This is a genomic window from Telluribacter sp. (assembly GCF_035998675.1).
Taxonomy (GTDB): Bacteria; Bacteroidota; Bacteroidia; order Cytophagales; family Spirosomataceae; genus Telluribacter.
Map to the genome: position 1 here is coordinate 128835 of NZ_DASYHI010000021.1, position 17381 is coordinate 146215.

Sequence of the window (17381 nt, forward strand, 5' to 3'; positions counted from 1 at the left end):
TATTCGCCAAGTAAGCAAATAATCGGCATTTACACAAACCCTCCCTATTAAAAATACAAAATTTTGAAAAATAAATCCATATACCTGATTCGTCACGGAGAGACCGACTACAACCGCAATGGTGTAGTACAGGGTTGCCTGATAGATGCCGACCTGAACAGCTGGGGCCTTGCCCAGGCGCAGGCATTTTTTGACACCTATCAGCACGTTCCTTTTGATAAAATTTATACCTCGGCGCTCAAACGTACCAAGCAGTCGGTGCAGGGTTTTATTGACATGGGAATTCCGTACGAGGCCCACGCCGGCCTTAACGAAATCAGCTGGGGTAACCGCGAAGGCCGCACCCCCAACACCATGGATAATGACTACTACCGCAACCTGGTACTTTCGTGGCGAAACGGCCAGTTCGACCTTGCTTCCGAAGACGGTGAGAGCCCGGTTCAGGTGCAGAAACGGCAGCTACCGGTAATTGATCTGATTCTTTCGCGCCCCCAGGAACGCACCATCCTGATTGCCATGCACGGCCGGGCCATTCGTATCTTACTGGCTACCCTGTTCAGTGAATCACTGAGCGAGATGGACCGCTACGAGCACAGCAACCTGTGCCTCTACAAGCTGAATTATTCGTACAAGGATAAACGTTTTTCCCTGGAAGTCTCGAATGATATTACCCATCTGCTCACGATTGAGATCCCCCAAAACTTCTAGAAACCGCTTGTGTACAGTGAATCCCTTTGGTGTAATTACTCCCTCCGGTGTGGCGGTAAGTTTTTACATTGAGTAAAATTTATTTAATTTTAAAAACGGGCATTCTGATTTTTTCAGCAATTTCCCTGCATTCCTACTGCAACTACCATTGGCTACATCCATGTCCAAAACCCGCATATACTGGACGCTTCAAATAGCCGGCTGGACAGCCCTCATTATGTATGAGAATATCCTGTACTCGCTGAGTTATGGATTTGAGGAAGATACTTTATATTCGGGTATTGCCAATATACTGTTGGGTATTACCCTGACCCACAGCTACCGGCTGGTGATCCGGCGCTGGAACTGGTCGGCCCTGCCTATGCACAAGCTGGTGTTTCGGGTGGGTCTTTCGGTACTGGTACTGGGGCTGATCATGACGGCGGTAAACCTGCCGCTGGACCGGGAAATCCTGGCCGAAAACCTGGTTAACCAGCCGTTTGTGTTCTGGGGGTACTTCTCGACCTGGTGTAAAAACCTGCTGGCCTGGATCCTGTCCTACACCGTTTACCACTACGTGGAGCAGAACCGCCTGGCTGAACTCGAGAAAATCATGCTGAAAACATCCATGCGCGAAGCCGAAGCCAAGGTACTTCGTTCGCAGTTGAATCCGCACTTTACCTTCAACGCGCTGAACAGTATCCGGGCGTTGGTTTCAGAAAATCCGGCCAAGGCCCAGCACAGTATTACGCAGTTATCCAATATTTTACGAAATTCGCTGCTGGCTGACCGCCGCAAAACCGTAGAGCTGCGCGAAGAGCTGAAGACCGTTGAAGATTACCTGGAACTGGAAAAGGTACGCTACGAGGAACGCCTCCAGTACAGCATCCAGGCCGAGCCGCAGAGTGTGTTCTGGCAAGTACCTCCCATGATGCTGCAAACGCTGGTCGAAAATGGCATCAAACACGGGGTATCCAAGGTAATGGGGGGCGGTTTTCTGGAAGTAGTGACTACCATTGAAAACAATACCCTCGTTATCAAAATCAGGAATACCGGTACCATCGGGGCGATTGATCCCCTGGGTAATACCGATTCGGGGGGCGTGGGCTTGCAGAATACGGCGGAAAGGCTGTCCATATTATACGGAAAAGATGCCCGGTTCCGGCTGGTGCAGGAAGCTGAAAATAAGGTGTGCGCGGAAGTAATAATACCCATGCTGTCGGATGGCCTGCAGCGCTATTCGGACGAAAAAGCCGTGACCCCGCAGGAACAGTAGACAACCACTAACAATCACCTGTCCCAAACATAAATTAGAACTAAATCGTACCTGCCATGAGAACGCTTATCGTTGACGACGAACGCCTAGCCCGTAATGAATTAAAACGTTTACTGGAAAATTATTCCAAAATTGAAATTGTAGGGGAAGCATCCAACGCCGACGAAGCCCTGGTACTTATTGATGAGCTGCAGCCCGAACTCTTGTTCCTGGATATTCAAATGCCCGGAAAAAATGGCTTTGAACTACTTACTGCCATTGAAGGAAAAGCGCCCGAGGTAATATTTACGACGGCCTACGATGAGTACGCTATCAAAGCGTTTGAATTTAACGCCCTTGACTACCTGCTCAAGCCTATTGATACCGACCGACTGCGCGATGCCATAAACCGGGTTGAAGAAAACCAGGCTCCCGCCGAATCCCATGAAACCTCCTCCCACGAGCGTACGGATAAGGTTTTGGGCGAAAATGACCAGGTATTTGTAAAAGACGGCGAAAAGTGCTGGTTTGTAAAACTCAGCAAAATCCGGTTGTTTGAGTCAATGGGCAACTACGTCCGGCTGCACTTTGATGACCAGAAACCACTGGTCCTTAAATCATTGAATAGTCTGGAAGAACGCCTTGATCCGAACACCTATTTCCGGGCCAACCGTAAGCATATAATAAATTTGCAATGGATTGAAAAAATTGAACCCTGGTTTAGTGGTGGCCTGCTGGTAACTTTACAGGGTGGTGATCGCATTGAGATTTCACGCCGCCAGGCTATCCGCTTTAAAGAACTAATGAGTCTGTAGACGGGTAAGAAAAGGTGTGTAGGTAAATAGTTACTAATGAAAAACAACGAAATCGGTTTCTTTTTCCTTTTAATAATAGTATTGGCAGCCTGTTCGACTACCAATACTGAGAATTCGGTGCAGAGTCCTGATGCCGGAAATTTAAACTTTGAAAATGCCAGTTACCAGGAAAGCCAGTTTGGTAGCTGTGACACCACCGGCGGGGTAAGTATCCAGATCAGGTACCTGGAACCGGGGGCAAACGAAGACGGTGAACCGGAAAAAACGGGGCAGAACGTTAGTACCTTTATCAGGAGTTCAATGGTTCACCTGATAAATTCTTATACCGACAGTACCTACCTTCAGGCGACCCCCAAAGCAAGTACCCACATCCCGGAGGCATTTGAGGCATTTGCCAGGAATTACCGTCAGTTTAAGAGCGAGTTTCCGGAGTCCTTGGGTTGCTGGACCATTGAGCTGAATGGAGATACCGTCATGACAACCCCCAAAATTGTCGTGTACCAGCTGGACCAGTACTCCTTTACCGGAGGCGCTCATCCTAATACCTACACCGGCTTTTATATTTTTGATAAGAACGGTCGCCCAAAACAGCTGACTAGCTTTATAAAGGATACGACCCAGCTTTTGGAAAGGGCCGAAGTTGCCTTCCGGGAACTGGAAAAAGTACCTGACAGAGCCAGTTTACAGGAAGTAGGGTACTTCCTGCCGGGCAATCAGTTTTTTTTGCCGGCCAATATGGCCTTTACGCGGGAAGGGGTACTATTTTTATATAATCCTTACGAAATTGCCGCCTATGCCCGGGGGCCCATTCAGTTTATCATTCCCTACTCCCGGTTAACGGACATTATTCATCAGGACCTTATTTTCTGATCGTCAGAAGAGACCTTCGTCGGCAAAGCTGTAGTAGCCATTATCCGTAAAAATCAGATGATCCAGAACGGGCAGGTCCAGTACCCGGCCGGCCTCTTTTAGTTTACGGGTCAAGTCTTTATCAGCCTGGCTGGGGGTATGATTGCCGGAGGGGTGATTGTGAAAAAGAATAATGGAGCTGGCCAGTTGCTCCAGCGCATGTTTAAAAATCAGCTTGGGGTCCGCTACGGTACCTGCTACCCCACCGGTACTGATCTGAACGGGCCGCAGGACGTCGTTGGCCCGGTTGAGCAGCAGAATCCAAAACTCTTCGTGGGGTTTGTCGAGCAGGTAAGGTTTCATTTCTTCGTAGGCATCGTGGGAGCTTTGAATCCGGCGGCGACGCTGAACTTCGGCCTCCTTTCTTCGTCTTCCCAACTCGAGGGCGGCTACAATGGTTATGGCCTTGGCCTCCCCGATTCCTTTGATTTTTTTCAGTTCATTGACTCCCTGCCGGGCCAGTTCGTTGAGGTTATTACTGGCCGAGCCCAGAATACTTTTGGCCACATCCACCGCCGACTGCTCCACAGTACCTGAGCCAATCAGGATAGCAACTAGTTCAGCGTCGGTCAGGGCTGCTTTGCCCCGCTGCAGGAGCTTTTCGCGCGGCCGGTCTTCCTCCGCCCAGCTCAGGATTTTGCGGGAAGGCTGGTAACTGTTTTCTGCCATAATCCTCATTAATTTGGGTGGGATGGTACTAAACGCCTAACTCGGTCAGGGCCGCGCGCGCTTTATTATCAATGCTGTTTTTGTACTCGTGCTTTTTATAGGTCATAGCCAGGCGAAAAGAAGTTATCGCCTGTTCGCGTTGCCGCTTTTCCCGGTAAATATAGCCCAGCTGCAAAGCCGACGAAGCCCCAAAGTACAGATTTGTATTCCGGGTAAGCTGCACACAGCGGTTAAAATACGCCACCGCCTGCTCATCCTGCCCCATTTTCTGTAAAACCCGGCCTTTGCGGTAGTTGTATTCGGCCCGGTCACTCACCGAGCTGAACTCCTCTTCCCGATAGGGTTCCAGCTCCTTCCAGGCTTCCTTAAGGTACCCGCCATCGGTAGCATACCGTACCTTGAAAAGCACTTTCTGCTCATCAGGTACCTGGCCTGCCAGGTACCTTTCCGCAAACCGCATGGCATACTGATCCGACTCCACGATGGTACTTCCCGCTTTTTTTACTTTGGCCAAAAAACCTTCCGGATCGCCCGCTTTACCCGAAAGCCACTGGCAAAGAAACAGCTTAAAATAGCTATCCTTTAAAAAATTAAAACCTTTGAAGTCGCGCTGAAACCGTGTATAGGCCACCGAGGCCTGCTTGTATTCGCCTTTTTGCAACAGAATTTCCCCCCGCATGTAGGAAAGAAACGGGAAGTCGAGGTAGGCGGCTCCCGTCGGGGCTTTGTTTAATATAGCCAGCGCTTCTTCACTGCGGCCTTCTTTCATCAGGACGGATGCTCCAAAAAAATGCAGTAGCAGGTTGTCGGGGTGCTGGGCAGGTAGTTGCCGGAGCGCCTGCAGCTGAGGGGGACTTAACTGCAGGGTAAAGGCATGTAGCAGCAAGTCAATAAGATGCGTTTCCTGCCGGAAAAAAGCATCTTTCTGCTGAACCAGCTGCAGCTCTCGTAAGCCTTCCCGGACATTTCCTTTCAGCCCCAGGATTTTTGTGACCCAGGTGTAGTTTTCCGGAACGGAGCCAATAAGTACGTGCAGGAGACCGAGCGATTTGTAGGTAGGTACAAATTGGGGGAATTTTTTGCTGTTTTCATCCAGCAGACGGTAGGCCCTAATAATATCCCAGCAGGCACTAACTTCATTTCCGAATTTGAGCTTGGCAAACGCCCAATGCAACCGGACTTCGGCCATCAGCAACCGCTGAAACGGCGAACTGTCCGGCAGGCGGGAAAGCTCCGTGAGCCGGAGGTCCTCCTTAGGGGATAACCGGTTAAAAGCGTTCCGGTCCTCGGTGATGAGCAGGTAATACATATCCGCGTAATTGTCGAGGTACGCCAGCACACCGTTGCCCGGCTGAAGGCGGCGTTCCTGCTCAATAAGTTCGCGGGCTTCGTCCAGCCGTAGCTTCTGGATTTCGAAGTAGGCCAGCTGCAAGCGGGGTGTAAAGTTAAAAGCCGATTCTAAGCTCACGTCTTCGGCCCGGCCAGGACTGGCCCCGCCCGGTCCGGCCATCAGGCTGAACAGGAGCACAAAAAAGGAGAAGCCGCACAGGTACTTTATCATTTATTATTACCGATAGTTCATGCTTATATACGACATACCTACCTATATAGTTTAAGAATACACCCCTTGCAAAAGTAAAAAAGGCTGCCCGGAAGGCAACCTTTTCAAAATGACGGACGAGTAAAGACTACCGGCGGTTGCTGGCGGGCTCTACACTTTCCACATCGGCGAATATGCGCCCGCAGTGCTCACAAACGATAATTTTTTTGTGCTCACGAATATCAGCCTGACGTTGGGGAGGTACTATGTTAAAGCAACCCCCGCAAGCCCCGCGCGATACGGGTACTACGGCTAATCCGTTCATGGAGTTGTTCCGGATTTTATCGTAAGACTTTAGCAGGCGGTCTTCAATTTTCTTTATATGCTTTTCCCGCTCCGCGATGAGCTGGTTTTCTTCTTCCTGACTTTCGCCGGTAATGACCGACAGCTCCTGCTTCTTCACTTTCAGGTCTTCATTCCGCTCGTTGAGAGTAGCCTTGGTCCGGTCGGCGTCTTCCTCAATCAAACGAATGCGCGCGCGGGCTTCGTTGATCTTTTTATCGGCCAGCTGCATATCCAGCTCCTGTAGTTCAATCTCCTTGGTGATAGCATCGTACTCCCGGTTATTGCGGACGTTCATCTGCTGGTCCTTGTACTTGGCAATCAACCTTTCTGAATCTTTCTGAGAAGCTTTCAGATTATCAATTTCCGAATTCAGCGCATCTATTTCACTTTTAAACTTATTCATCCGGGTTTCGAAACCAATGATTTCATCTTCCAGATCCCGGACTTCTTCGGGCAGGTCACCGCGAATTTTTAAGATTTCATCTAGCTTTGAATCAATATCCTGTAGCTTCAGGAGAGAGTCTAATTTTTGAGCGATTGTGCTTTCCATGTATGTCGTTTACGGACTGTTTCAGTGGCAATTTGGGAATATCCGGCAATTTTACATAAAATACCTGACCGGATTTGTATTTACTTCGGATAAACAAAGTGCAAAATTACCAAATTTTTCGGATAAATACTTGTATAGTACTTCTTTCGTATTGACTTCGCTTTCGTAGTGCCCGATATCGCAAATCAGAATCCGGTTTTCGGCGTCGAAGAACTCGTGGTACTTATAGTCGGCCGTTACAAAAGCGTCGGCACCAGCCCGTATCGCATCAGGCAAAAGAAAACTGCCTACCCCACCGCACACCGCCACCCGCCGGATCTGATCGTGTACCGGTTCGGTATGTTTGACCACCGGTGTCTGCATGTTTTTCTTAAGCATGGTCAGAAAGTCCGTAGCTGTCATGGGGTCGGGTAGCTCTCCCACCGCTCCGATCCCCACCTCCTGATTTTCGTTTTCCAGAGCACTCAGGTAATAGGCTACTTCTTCGTAGGGATGCGCCTGACGCATAGCCCGTACTACGGCCTGTTCCAGGTAAGCTGGTAATAGTACCTCCACGCGGTTTTCCTGCACTTCCTCATCCTTGCCCCGTTCGCCGGTAGTAGGGTTGGCTTCTTCTGAAGGCCGGAAGGTACCGGTGCCACTAGTCCGGAAGCTGCACCGGCTGTACTCGCCGATCTGACCGGCCCCAGCGCCGTATACCGCCTCAAGTACCTGCTGCGTATGGTCGGCCGGCACAAAGAAGGTCAGTTTCATCAGTAGTTGCTTCTTCGGCGCCAGTATCCGGATATGCTGAAGTCCCAGCCGATTGGCCAGCGCCCAGTTTACTCCATTGACTACACTATCCAGATTGGTATGAACCGAGTATATTGCTACGTCGTTTTTAATGGCTTTAATAACGGTCCGCTCCACATAAGTACGCCCGGTCAGCTTTTTTAGTCCCTTGAACACGATGGGATGGTGCGCCACAATTACATTGCAGCCCCGTTGGATGGCCTCGTCCACCACAGCTTCCGTTGAATCCAGGGTCAATAGTACACCCTTCACCTGCGCAGTCGGATCACCTACCAGCAGCCCGGCGTTGTCGTAGCTTTCCTGGTAGGCCGGTGGAGCCAGTCGTTCAAGTTGACGAATTACATCTTTGAGTTGGGTCATGTGGCGGAGATTGGTACCGCCCAAAATTACAAAACAGCCACGCGCAAAAAAAATGCCTACTGACAATCAGTAGCTTCAAAACTTTAATCAACTTTTTTTGGGTGGAGGCTTGCGTGGTATTATCCTGCCCCCTACTTTTGCACCACGATTTCAAAGAAACAACGGCGAAATCAATCACAATTAGTACTCTGGTCCGGTAGTTCAGTTGGTTAGAATACATGCCTGTCACGCATGGGGTCGCGGGTTCGAGTCCCGTCCGGACCGCCAGAATTAAAAGCCTGATAATCAACAGATTGTCAGGCTTTTTTGTTTTGTTTTCACTTGTTTTCAAAAACCTTGATTCTTTCTAATACACCATTGGTCTTCCACTGATCAAAATAGTAATATACTGCTTGCCAATGTGGCCATTGAGAAGGCAAGTTACGCCATTGACAGCCTGTACGGGTAATGTATAGTAAGGCGTTCATCACTTACCTCAGATCTAGCCGTCTTTTTCGTTTTAAAGCAAAAAAAGGTGAAATTGCATCCCACTGGGGATCGCAGGGCGGCCTGTGCCGTCAGTTCACAAAACTGTTTGGTCATTTCTTTATAGTTTGGTCACTACAAAGGTGCTACGATCCTCAGTTCATTTCAATTCCCCAACACGCCTTTAGTATAATTTTATAATCAAAGCGATGTAATAATAAGGCCTTTTCACTAAATATTCCTTATGGTTTATATGACCATTTATTTTATAATTTTTTGGCCGTTTTAATAAACGACCGCTACTCCTACAGGTACTGCATCTACCCATTGTTTATGTTGCCATGTAAAATAACAAAGTGTAATTTATTCGCACTTGTTGAGTTACGTAAACAAAATGATTAAGATTGGATACGCCCGCTTTTCAACGGCTGCGGCCGACCGTCCAAGAGCAGAACCTGGACATGCAGCTGGATGCCCGGGCAAGGTGACGTACTGGTAGTATACCAAAGGGACTCAGCAAGAGAAACCATAAGATTGCTCCCGAGTAAGGGAGCTGTACGAGCGTAACACGAGTAGTACGAAGGCCATCAGGGAGATGTTCCAGATCAAAAGCCAACCCACGCACTATAAGATTCTGCCATAAGTCGGTGCGGATGTGAAGGGATTTCTCAAAAGGAGTGAATATGAACTGAACAGTAGTGGCATCATGCCTTTCTCAGGGCGGTGGAAAGGTATGTTCCCACCGCCCTGAGAAAGGCAAAAGTAAACCCATTGCACACTATAATAATATTGGTATAGTTTGTGCTTAGTAAATACGTAAAACCGTTGACCTGGACGTATAGTCAAAAGCCCATTCCTCTAAAAAAGTATTTTACCATATACACACAATAATTTTTTATGCTACATTTGGCTGCATAACATCCTCACTGTGACACGCAACTATATCCACCCTGCCACGGCTGCCCGCTCAGCCAGTGTGGTAAAAGCCCCGGCTTTACCCTTTTCTGTGCTGCCCCCGCTACACCTGTGGCCTGGCCGCTACGCCCGCTGCTCAACAATTACTACCATTCCTGACCCGGGCTCAATCACTTTTCAAGCTGAACTTTACCTGTTCCGGCTGAAAGTACCACAGTCCGTTTCCCGTTGAAGTACCTGCTAGCTGAGCCTGCCTCAGGATGCCTGTTGATAACTATTTACCCGATTCTGTCATTTCTTACCCTCAGTGACTGCTTTATGAAAAAAGCTCTACGCCTCATTCCCGGATTTATCCTGCTGTTATCATTTCTGCCTTTCCTGGCTGTTGGCCAAACACTCATCCCCAACACCACGCCCGTGACAGAAAACTTTGACGGCATCGGCAGCAGCAACACCGCCTCGCTTCCCGCCCACTGGAAGATGTCTGCCGCCGGGGCGGGCAGTTCGGCCGTCTGGAGCTTGCCTGCTAATCTTAGCTCTGCCACAGAAGCCGCCAGCAGCGGTACTCCCAGCGCGGGCGGGCGCTACAACTGGGGCAGCTCTTCTTCCGAGCGGGCCATCGGCTTTATGACCAGTGGCTCCTACTCGAGTCCCAACGCTATCCTGGCTCACTACCGCAACACCACCGGAGCAGCCATCACCTCGCTTGCGGTCAGCTACCAAATTGAGCAGTATGTACAGAATACCTCTGCGGCCACCGTTGACTTTTTCTACTCCACCGACGGAAGCAACTGGTTTCCCCTGCCTACCGGGCAAGTCGCCTTTTCGACGGCGGGCAGCAGCTATACTTTTGGGACTCCGGCCACCCAGGCGCGAAGCGTCTACATCAACAGTCTGAATATCGCTAACAACGGCGATATCTACCTGCGGTGGCTCTTCACTACCCAGACCACCAACTCCCAGGGGCTGGGCCTGGATGGGGTGTCGGTAACGGCCAATGCCGCTACCCCGGCTCTGGCGGCGGACCTGGGCGATGTGGTCTTAGATACCAACAGCGACACCAAGGCCAATCCCGGCGAGACCATCACCTACCGCGATACGCTCAGTAACACCGGCAGCGGACAGGCAGAAGGCGTAACACTTTCCAACCCCGCCCCCACCGGCACCACCTATACCACCGGCTCGCTGAAATCCTCAGCCCTGGCCCGCGATGACTACTTCACCACCAGCCCCGGCACGCCTATTACCAGCGCCGCCAGCCTGAACGTACTGACCAACGACTACGGCCTGCCGGGAATAACGGTGGTATCCTACGGAACAGTAGCTTCGGGAGGAACGACCACCACCGCCGGTTCGGTGGGTGCTACCACGGCCGGGGGGCAGATTACCATATCGGAGGCGGGACTCATCACCAGCTACACACCCCCCGCTGACTTCACGGGCGTGGACCAGTTCATGTACGTGGCCCGGGCGGCGGCTGATTTGCCCACCAGCGAGGCCACCGTCAGCATTACCCTGCCCGATATTTTCTTCACCGTAGCCACCGTTGATCCGGCCTGTACTGACCAGACCAATGGCAGCCTGACCATCAGCGCCAGCGGCGGCATCGGCACGCTCACCTACTCCAAAGACGGAGCCGGGGGGATTTTCCAGGCGTCCAATGTATTCTCCGGCCTGGGTGCGGGTACCTATACCCTGGCCGTCAAAGATGCCAGCGGCCACATCAAGACCGGCAGTGCCACCCTGACTAACCCGCTCCTCATCACCGTCAGTGGCACGACTCCGCTCAGCCTGGTCTATAACCAAGCCATGAGCCCGGTGACCTATACCAAAACCAACGGGACAGGCAGCCCGGCTACGCCCTGGTCGGCCACGGGCCTGCCCGCGGGAGTCTCCATCAATGCCGCCAGCGGAGAGCTTTCGGGAACGCCCACAGCCACCGGCAGCTACAACGCCACTATCACCTACACCGACGCCAACGGCTGCACCGGCACCCTGAATATAGTCGTGAACGTGGCCCCCAACCTGTCCAACGACACTTATGCCGCCGTTGGAAATACCCAGCTGGTGGCGGATGGACAGTCTACCCCGGCCACGCCCTTTACGACCAGCGCCACCAACATTCGGGGTAACGATGCTTCCGACGCAGCCATCGCCATTACCGCCGTGACCAACGTGGCCACCAGCGGCGGAGGCTCCATTACAATGGATAACACGGGTAAGTTTATTTACACGCCCCCGCTGAACGCGTTCGTGCCCGGCACCGACAGCTACACCTACACGGGTACTTCCAATGGTGTATCGGCCACGGCTACGATCACCTTCAACCTCTCCGATATGGTCTGGTACGTGAAGGCCGGGGGCGCGGCGGGTGACGGGCGCTCCAATACCCCGCTCAACGCCCTGCCGGGCGGCACGCTGGGCAGCAGTGGTCACTACATCTACGTGCAGAAGGAAACCAGCGGCACCACCGGCGGAGGCCTCAGCCTGCAGGCCAGCCAGCGGCTGCTGGGAGCGGGTGCAACCCTGACGGTAGGCGCTTTGACCATTACGGGCGTAGCCGACAATACCCCCACGCTGGCCGGAGGCCTTACCCTGGCTAATTCGGTGGTGGTTAACGGCATCGACATGAACACCGGCAGCAACAGCCCGCTCACGGCCTCGGGCGCTACCAGTGTGGACGTAACTATCCGGAGCATGAGCAGCAGCGGCGCGGCCAATGCGCTCACGCTAACCAACACCACCGGCACGGTGAGCATTGGCGGCGGCACGCAGAGCTCCACCACCGGTGCTACCTTTAATATCAGCGGGGGCAGCGTAGGGGTTACCTACGGTGGGGGCGTGAGCCAGGCGGCCAATGCCGCGGTGGTCAATGTGGCCGGCGGCCATACCGGAACGCTTACCTTTAACACGGGCACCCTGAGCGCCACCAATGGCACCGGCCTGCAGTTCACCAATGCCGATGGTACTTACAACTTCAACGGCACCACCACGCTCAACGGTGGTGATGCCGGTATTGACATCCTGAGTGGTTCGGCCGGTACCTTCTCCTTCGGTACGGGTACGGCCATTACCAGCCCCAGCGGCACGGCCTTCTCCATGAGTAGTAGCAATGCCTCGGGCACCTACAGTGGAAGCATTAGTGACAATACTGGCTATGCGGTAGACATAGATAACCACGACAGCAACACCTTCACCTTCCAGACCGGGAATATAGCTTCTACCGGAACGGGTCTCCGGGTACGTAACAGCAACGGGGGCGTCATCAACTTCAACAACCCTCTGAAGACCTTGACAACGGGTACCTCCGTGGCCGTTGACCTAAACACCAGCAACGTGGGTGGTACTATAAACTTTGGAAGTGGAGGATTGCAGATAACCACCACCTCCGGGGCCGGATTTAGTGCGACCGGAGGGGGCACGGTGAATATCACCACCGGCACTAACACTAACACCATCTCGTCAGGTACAGGTACGGCTCTCAACATATCGAATACAACTATCGGGGCGAGTGGGCTCACCTTTAGAAGTATTTCTGCTAATGGTGCCACAAATGGAATTGTTCTAAATAATACTGGAAATGGAAGCTTTAGTGTCATTGGAGACGGCTCATCAGATGCTGCAAACACAACCAGAGGAAGAACTACTGCGAAGTCAGGTGGAGGAACTTTAGTTCTTGGTTCAGGAGGTACTTTGTCTAGCACAACCGGTGCTGCGATTTCACTGGAAAATACCGGCGGTGTAATCCTTAGAAATATATTAATACAAAATGGAGGATCAAATGGCATAACTGCCACGTCGGTGACTGGGCTAAATATTGATAATGTGCAGGTAACTGGAAAAGCCTTTGGTTATGGGCTGCGTGCAAGCAGTAGTAGCGCAATTTCTATTATACATAGTGAATTTACGAGCAATGCTTCAGATGCTGCTACTGTGCCTGCAGCCGATATCCGCAATGTTGCTTTTGATAATGTAACTGGTACGCATACCGTAACAACCAGTTTGTTTCAAAATGCTGCCGAGCATGTTTTTGTCCTTAAAAATACCTCTGGTACAACTACATTTAATTTGACTAACTGCACCTTCAGTGGTGCACAGGCAGGAGATGGTCTCCAAGTTCTTGCATACGGATCATCAAACATAACCGCGAATATTCAAAACATTACTAGTTCAGGTAATTCAGCTTTTGGATTTGATTCGGGAACTGAAACTACACAAAGCAGTACCTTAAACCTTACGGTTAACGCAAGCACCTTTTCAAATAACTTCGTTGGTCTATCTGTCGCCCATGGTTCAAGCGGTACAAATACATTTAGTATTACTAACAATAATTTCCAAACGAATGTAGCCTCTAGTTCTCAGGCACTTAATATAAATAGGTTGGGAGGAGCTTCCTTTACAAATTTTGGCCTGTTTAGTGGCACTATATCAGGAAATACTATTGGTACTACAGGTGTAGAGAATTCGGGCTCTGCCGTAGGTGATGGTATTACTGTTAAGACTAACGGAAATGGTGGAATTACAAGACTGGCTATTTTAAATAATACTATCAGGCGGTTTGGCCAGCATGGGATTGCTGTTTCTGCTCGTGATGCTACGAATGGGCACACCCTTGAAGCAAGAATTCAGGGAAATAATATTGCTGAGGGTAGAGCAAGTTCACTCGATGGAATTAACGTAGGAATGGGTGCTCTAAATACTGATATATTAACAATGTGTTTAAATATAACAGGCAACGTAGTTACCAATGCTGTTCGAACTGGTATACGAGTTAGAAGTTCAGGATTGCCAGCGGCCGTGATTACACTTACAATGCCTTCTTATGATGGTACAGGAGCAACCTATTTTGCAGCCAATAATCCAGCAGCTACAGGAGCTGTTAGCAATTCAAATTTTAGCAATGCTTCTGGTACAACTTCGGCAGGAAACTGTAATACACCCTAGCGTTAGAAGTAAAAACTAAAACCAAAGACTGGTAATATAAAAACCATTGAAAGACCTTTTATGAACCATACTCTACTGTTGAAGAACCTCCTGCTGCTGATGCTGGCTTTTGTGAGCCTGAACGCTCAGGCGCAAACCATACCGTCCATTGGCACCATTCCTCCCGGCAAAAGCCTGATCATCGTCTATGATGTGACCATCAACAACGGCACCACGCAGGTATCCAACCAGGGCACTGTCAGCGGTACCAACTTTAACCCCTTTCTCACCAATGACCCCAAAACCCTGACGGCAAACGACGCCACGGTGACCGAGGTCGTGTCATTGGGGCCGGAAAGACTGTACGTCAATGCCAGCGCCACCGGCTCGGGCACCGGTCTGGACTGGGCCAACGCCTTCACCGACCTGCAAAGCGCCCTGGGCTACCCCGAAAGCGCCAGCCTGAAAGAGATATGGGTAGCCCAAGGTACCTACTACCCCAGCACTACCGACCGGATGGCATCGTTTGTGATGAAAAACGGGGTGGCCATCTACGGGGGCTTCCCCACTACGGGCACGCCCACCCTGACCGAGCGGGACTGGGTGGCCTACCCCACCATTCTGTCGGGTGATATTAACAAGAATAACGAATTAGATGCAGCCGACAGCGAGCATGTAATCTATAATAATTTTTCCGAAAGCAACCCGCTGACCAGCAGTGCGGTGCTGGATGGCTTCACCATTACCGGAGGATATGCCAGTAGTTCGGGCAGTGGTGGCGGTATGGAAAACAGATACGCTTCTCCCACGCTGACCAACTGCAGCTTTACCGGCAATAGGGCTACTGGTAACGCAGCCTACGGCGGGGGCATGTATAACGAAAGGTCTTCTCCCACGCTGACCAACTGCAGCTTTGCCGGGAATAGTGCTAATGGAACCAGTGGCCGTGGCGGGGGCATGTATAACACCAGTTCTTCTCCCACGCTGATCAATTGCAGCTTTGCCGGGAATAGTGCTAATGCTGGTGCCCTTGGCTATGGCGGGGGCATGTATAACATTAGTTCTTCTCCCACTCTGACCAACTGCAGCTTTGCCGGGAATAGTGCTAATGGAACCAATGGCCGTGGCGGGGGCATGTATAACACCAGTTCTTCTCCCACGCTGACCAACTGCAGCTTTGCCGGAAATAATGCTAAGGGCAGCAGTTCTGCCTACGGCGGGGGCATGTATAATGCATTTTCTTCTCCCACGCTGACCAACTGCAGCTTTGCCGGGAATAGGGTTAATGGTGGCGATGGCGGGGGTATGTATAACCTTAATTCTTCTCCCACGCTGACCAACTGCATCCTCTGGGGCAACAGCGCGGATGGCAATCCAGAAATTTCCGGTTCTGTCACCCTTAACTATTCACTGGTTAAAGGCCTTAACCCAGGCGGCACCAACCTGGATGGTACTAATCCGGCCAATGACCCCTTATTTCTCTCGCCGCCCAATGCCGCCAATGCACCCACCACAGCGGGCAACCTGCGGCTCTCGGCCTGCTCGCCGGCCATCAACGCGGGCGACAACGCCGCCGACCTGGACGGTCCCACGCGGACCTGGGACGGCGCTGAGATCGGTACCGGAACGGCCACCATCGCCAACATCCTGACCGACCTGGCCGGCAAAGACCGCATTTACGCCAATGGTATCATTGACCTGGGCGCCTACGAGTACCAGGGCGAGCCCAGCCAGCCGCTGTCCATCACGACCCAGCCTCTGGCCAGCGCCACCGTCTGCGCGGGCAGTGGGGCAGAGGCATCCGTGGTGGTAACGGGTACGGTTACCTCCTACCAGTGGTACAAAGGTAATCTGGCTGTGGACGGCCAGACTACAGCCACCCTTTCGTTGACCAACGTGCAGACCACTGATGGTGGTAGCTACACCCTGCAAATCAACGGTGCCTGCGACACGTTGACCTCTCAGGCCTTTGTGCTCACGGTAGATCCCGCCTCCGTGGGAGGAACGGCAACCGCCACATCCGCCACTGTCTGCACTGGCACGGGAACTACTATTACCCTGTCGGGCCAAACTGGAACCATTCAGTGGCAGAGCAGCACCACCAACAACGGCAGTGACTGGGCCAACATCAACGGACAGACCAGCGCCACCCTTTCCACCGGCAATCTCACCGCTACTACCTACTACCGCGCTGTACTGACCAGTGGCGTTTGTAGTACAGCTACATCTACCACTGCATCCGTTACGGTCAGTCCCAATTTAGAAGGAGGTACAGCAACCGCTACGGCCTCGACAGTCTGCACCGGCACGGGTACTACCATCACCCTTTCGGGCCACACCGGCAACATCCAGTGGCAAAGCAGTAGCACCAACAACGGCAGCGACTGGGCTAACATCAGTGGTCAGACCACAGCTACCCTTTCCACTGGCAATCTGACGGCCACCACCTACTACCGCGCGGTACTGACCAGCGGTGCGTGCCCGACGGCCTTCTCTTCGGTGGCGACGGTAACGGTAAGTCCTGTCTCCGTAGGAGGTACCGCTGCGGCTACGGCCGCTACCGTCTGCACCGGCACAGGTACAACTATTACCCTTTCGAGCCACACCGGCAGCATCCAGTGGCAAAGTAGCACCACCAACAACGGCACCGACTGGGCTAACATCAGCGGCCAGACCACCGCCAGCCTTTCCACCGGCAACCTGACGGCAACTACCTACTTCCGCGCCCTGGTCACCAGCGGCAGCTGTACAGCAGCTAACTCCTCAGTAGCTACCGTCACGGTGACGCCTGTGACAGCAGCTACGGTAAGTGGTACCACTACGGTCAATCAGAACGCTACGGCTCCCACTCTGACTTTTACCGTCACCGGCGGCACAGCCCCTTACACCTTCCACTACACCCTCAACAGCGGCAGCCAGACCCAACTGGCTACTACCGGTGTAGCTACGACGGCTACGCTCACCCAGCCTACCTCTACCGTGGGCAGCTATGTCTACGCGCTGGTGAAGGTAGTGGATGCCAACGGCTGTGAGTTTGTGCCCACCTCCGCCCAGACCGCCACTATCACCGTGGGCTCCGACCTGACGGCCAGCATCAACGGCAGCACCGCCGTCTGTAAGGATGCTACTGCTCCGACTCTAATCTTTACGGCCACC

Annotated in this window: 11 protein-coding genes and 1 tRNA gene; 7 read left to right on the top strand and 5 right to left on the bottom strand. The window is 52.1% G+C overall.

Translation table 11 applies throughout. The features are described 5' to 3' along the window. Window positions 1–63: 63 nt before the first annotated feature. The 4 genes from VGN67_RS19375 to VGN67_RS19390 all read left to right on the top strand — a co-directional run bounded on the left by VGN67_RS19375 (window position 64) and on the right by VGN67_RS19390 (window position 3627). Entirely contained in the window at window positions 64–708 is a 645-nt protein-coding gene (locus VGN67_RS19375; protein WP_327488546.1) for a histidine phosphatase family protein, read from the top strand. Window positions 709–868: 160 nt separating this feature from the next. Continuing rightward, window positions 869–1963 carry a sensor histidine kinase gene (locus tag VGN67_RS19380; protein WP_327488547.1) on the top strand — a complete coding sequence of 365 codons (1095 nt, stop codon included), beginning with the start codon at window positions 869–871 and terminating at the stop codon, window positions 1961–1963. 56 nt (window positions 1964–2019) lie between these two features. Further along, the gene (locus tag VGN67_RS19385) at window positions 2020–2757 is read left to right on the top strand and encodes a LytR/AlgR family response regulator transcription factor (protein WP_327488548.1); all 738 of its coding nucleotides are present in this window, start codon (window positions 2020–2022) and stop codon (window positions 2755–2757) included. Window positions 2758–2793: 36 nt separating this feature from the next. After that, a complete protein-coding gene (locus tag VGN67_RS19390; protein WP_327488549.1) occupies window positions 2794–3627 on the top strand; it encodes a DUF3298 and DUF4163 domain-containing protein in 834 nt (277 codons plus the stop codon). Between the two features lie 3 nt (window positions 3628–3630). Here the strand turns inward: VGN67_RS19390 and radC are convergent, their stop codons facing one another. The 4 genes from radC to VGN67_RS19410 form a co-directional block, all read right to left on the bottom strand. Next, entirely contained in the window at window positions 3631–4335 is a 705-nt protein-coding gene (gene radC / locus VGN67_RS19395) for a RadC family protein (protein WP_327488550.1), read from the bottom strand. A 28-nt stretch (window positions 4336–4363) separates the two neighbouring features. After that, window positions 4364–5896 (bottom strand): tetratricopeptide repeat protein, encoded by a 1533-nt coding sequence (locus tag VGN67_RS19400; RefSeq protein WP_327488551.1) that lies wholly within the window; start codon window positions 5894–5896, stop codon window positions 4364–4366. 127 nt (window positions 5897–6023) lie between these two features. Next, a complete protein-coding gene (locus VGN67_RS19405; RefSeq protein WP_327488552.1) occupies window positions 6024–6770 on the bottom strand; it encodes a zinc ribbon domain-containing protein in 747 nt (248 codons plus the stop codon). Between the two features lie 51 nt (window positions 6771–6821). Then, the gene (locus tag VGN67_RS19410; protein WP_327488553.1) at window positions 6822–7922 is read right to left on the bottom strand and encodes a Nif3-like dinuclear metal center hexameric protein; all 1101 of its coding nucleotides are present in this window, start codon (window positions 7920–7922) and stop codon (window positions 6822–6824) included. Between the two features lie 190 nt (window positions 7923–8112). Between VGN67_RS19410 and VGN67_RS19415 the strand changes: the two genes are divergently transcribed. After that, window positions 8113–8189, top strand: a tRNA-Asp gene (locus tag VGN67_RS19415). A 50-nt stretch (window positions 8190–8239) separates the two neighbouring features. Here the strand turns inward: VGN67_RS19415 and VGN67_RS19420 are convergent. Then, window positions 8240–8389: a transposase gene (locus tag VGN67_RS19420; RefSeq protein WP_327488554.1), complete on the bottom strand. Its 150-nt coding sequence runs from the start codon at window positions 8387–8389 to the stop codon at window positions 8240–8242. 1231 nt (window positions 8390–9620) lie between these two features. Here VGN67_RS19420 and VGN67_RS19425 point away from each other — a divergent pair. Together VGN67_RS19425 and VGN67_RS19430 are read left to right on the top strand one after the other, a co-directional pair. Continuing rightward, on the top strand, window positions 9621–14246 hold the full coding sequence (locus VGN67_RS19425; protein ID WP_327488555.1) for an Ig domain-containing protein: 4626 nt from the start codon (window positions 9621–9623) through the stop codon (window positions 14244–14246). Window positions 14247–14306: 60 nt separating this feature from the next. Continuing rightward, window positions 14307–17381 (top strand): right-handed parallel beta-helix repeat-containing protein (locus VGN67_RS19430; RefSeq protein WP_327488556.1); only part of this gene is annotated, 3075 nt, incomplete at its 3' end.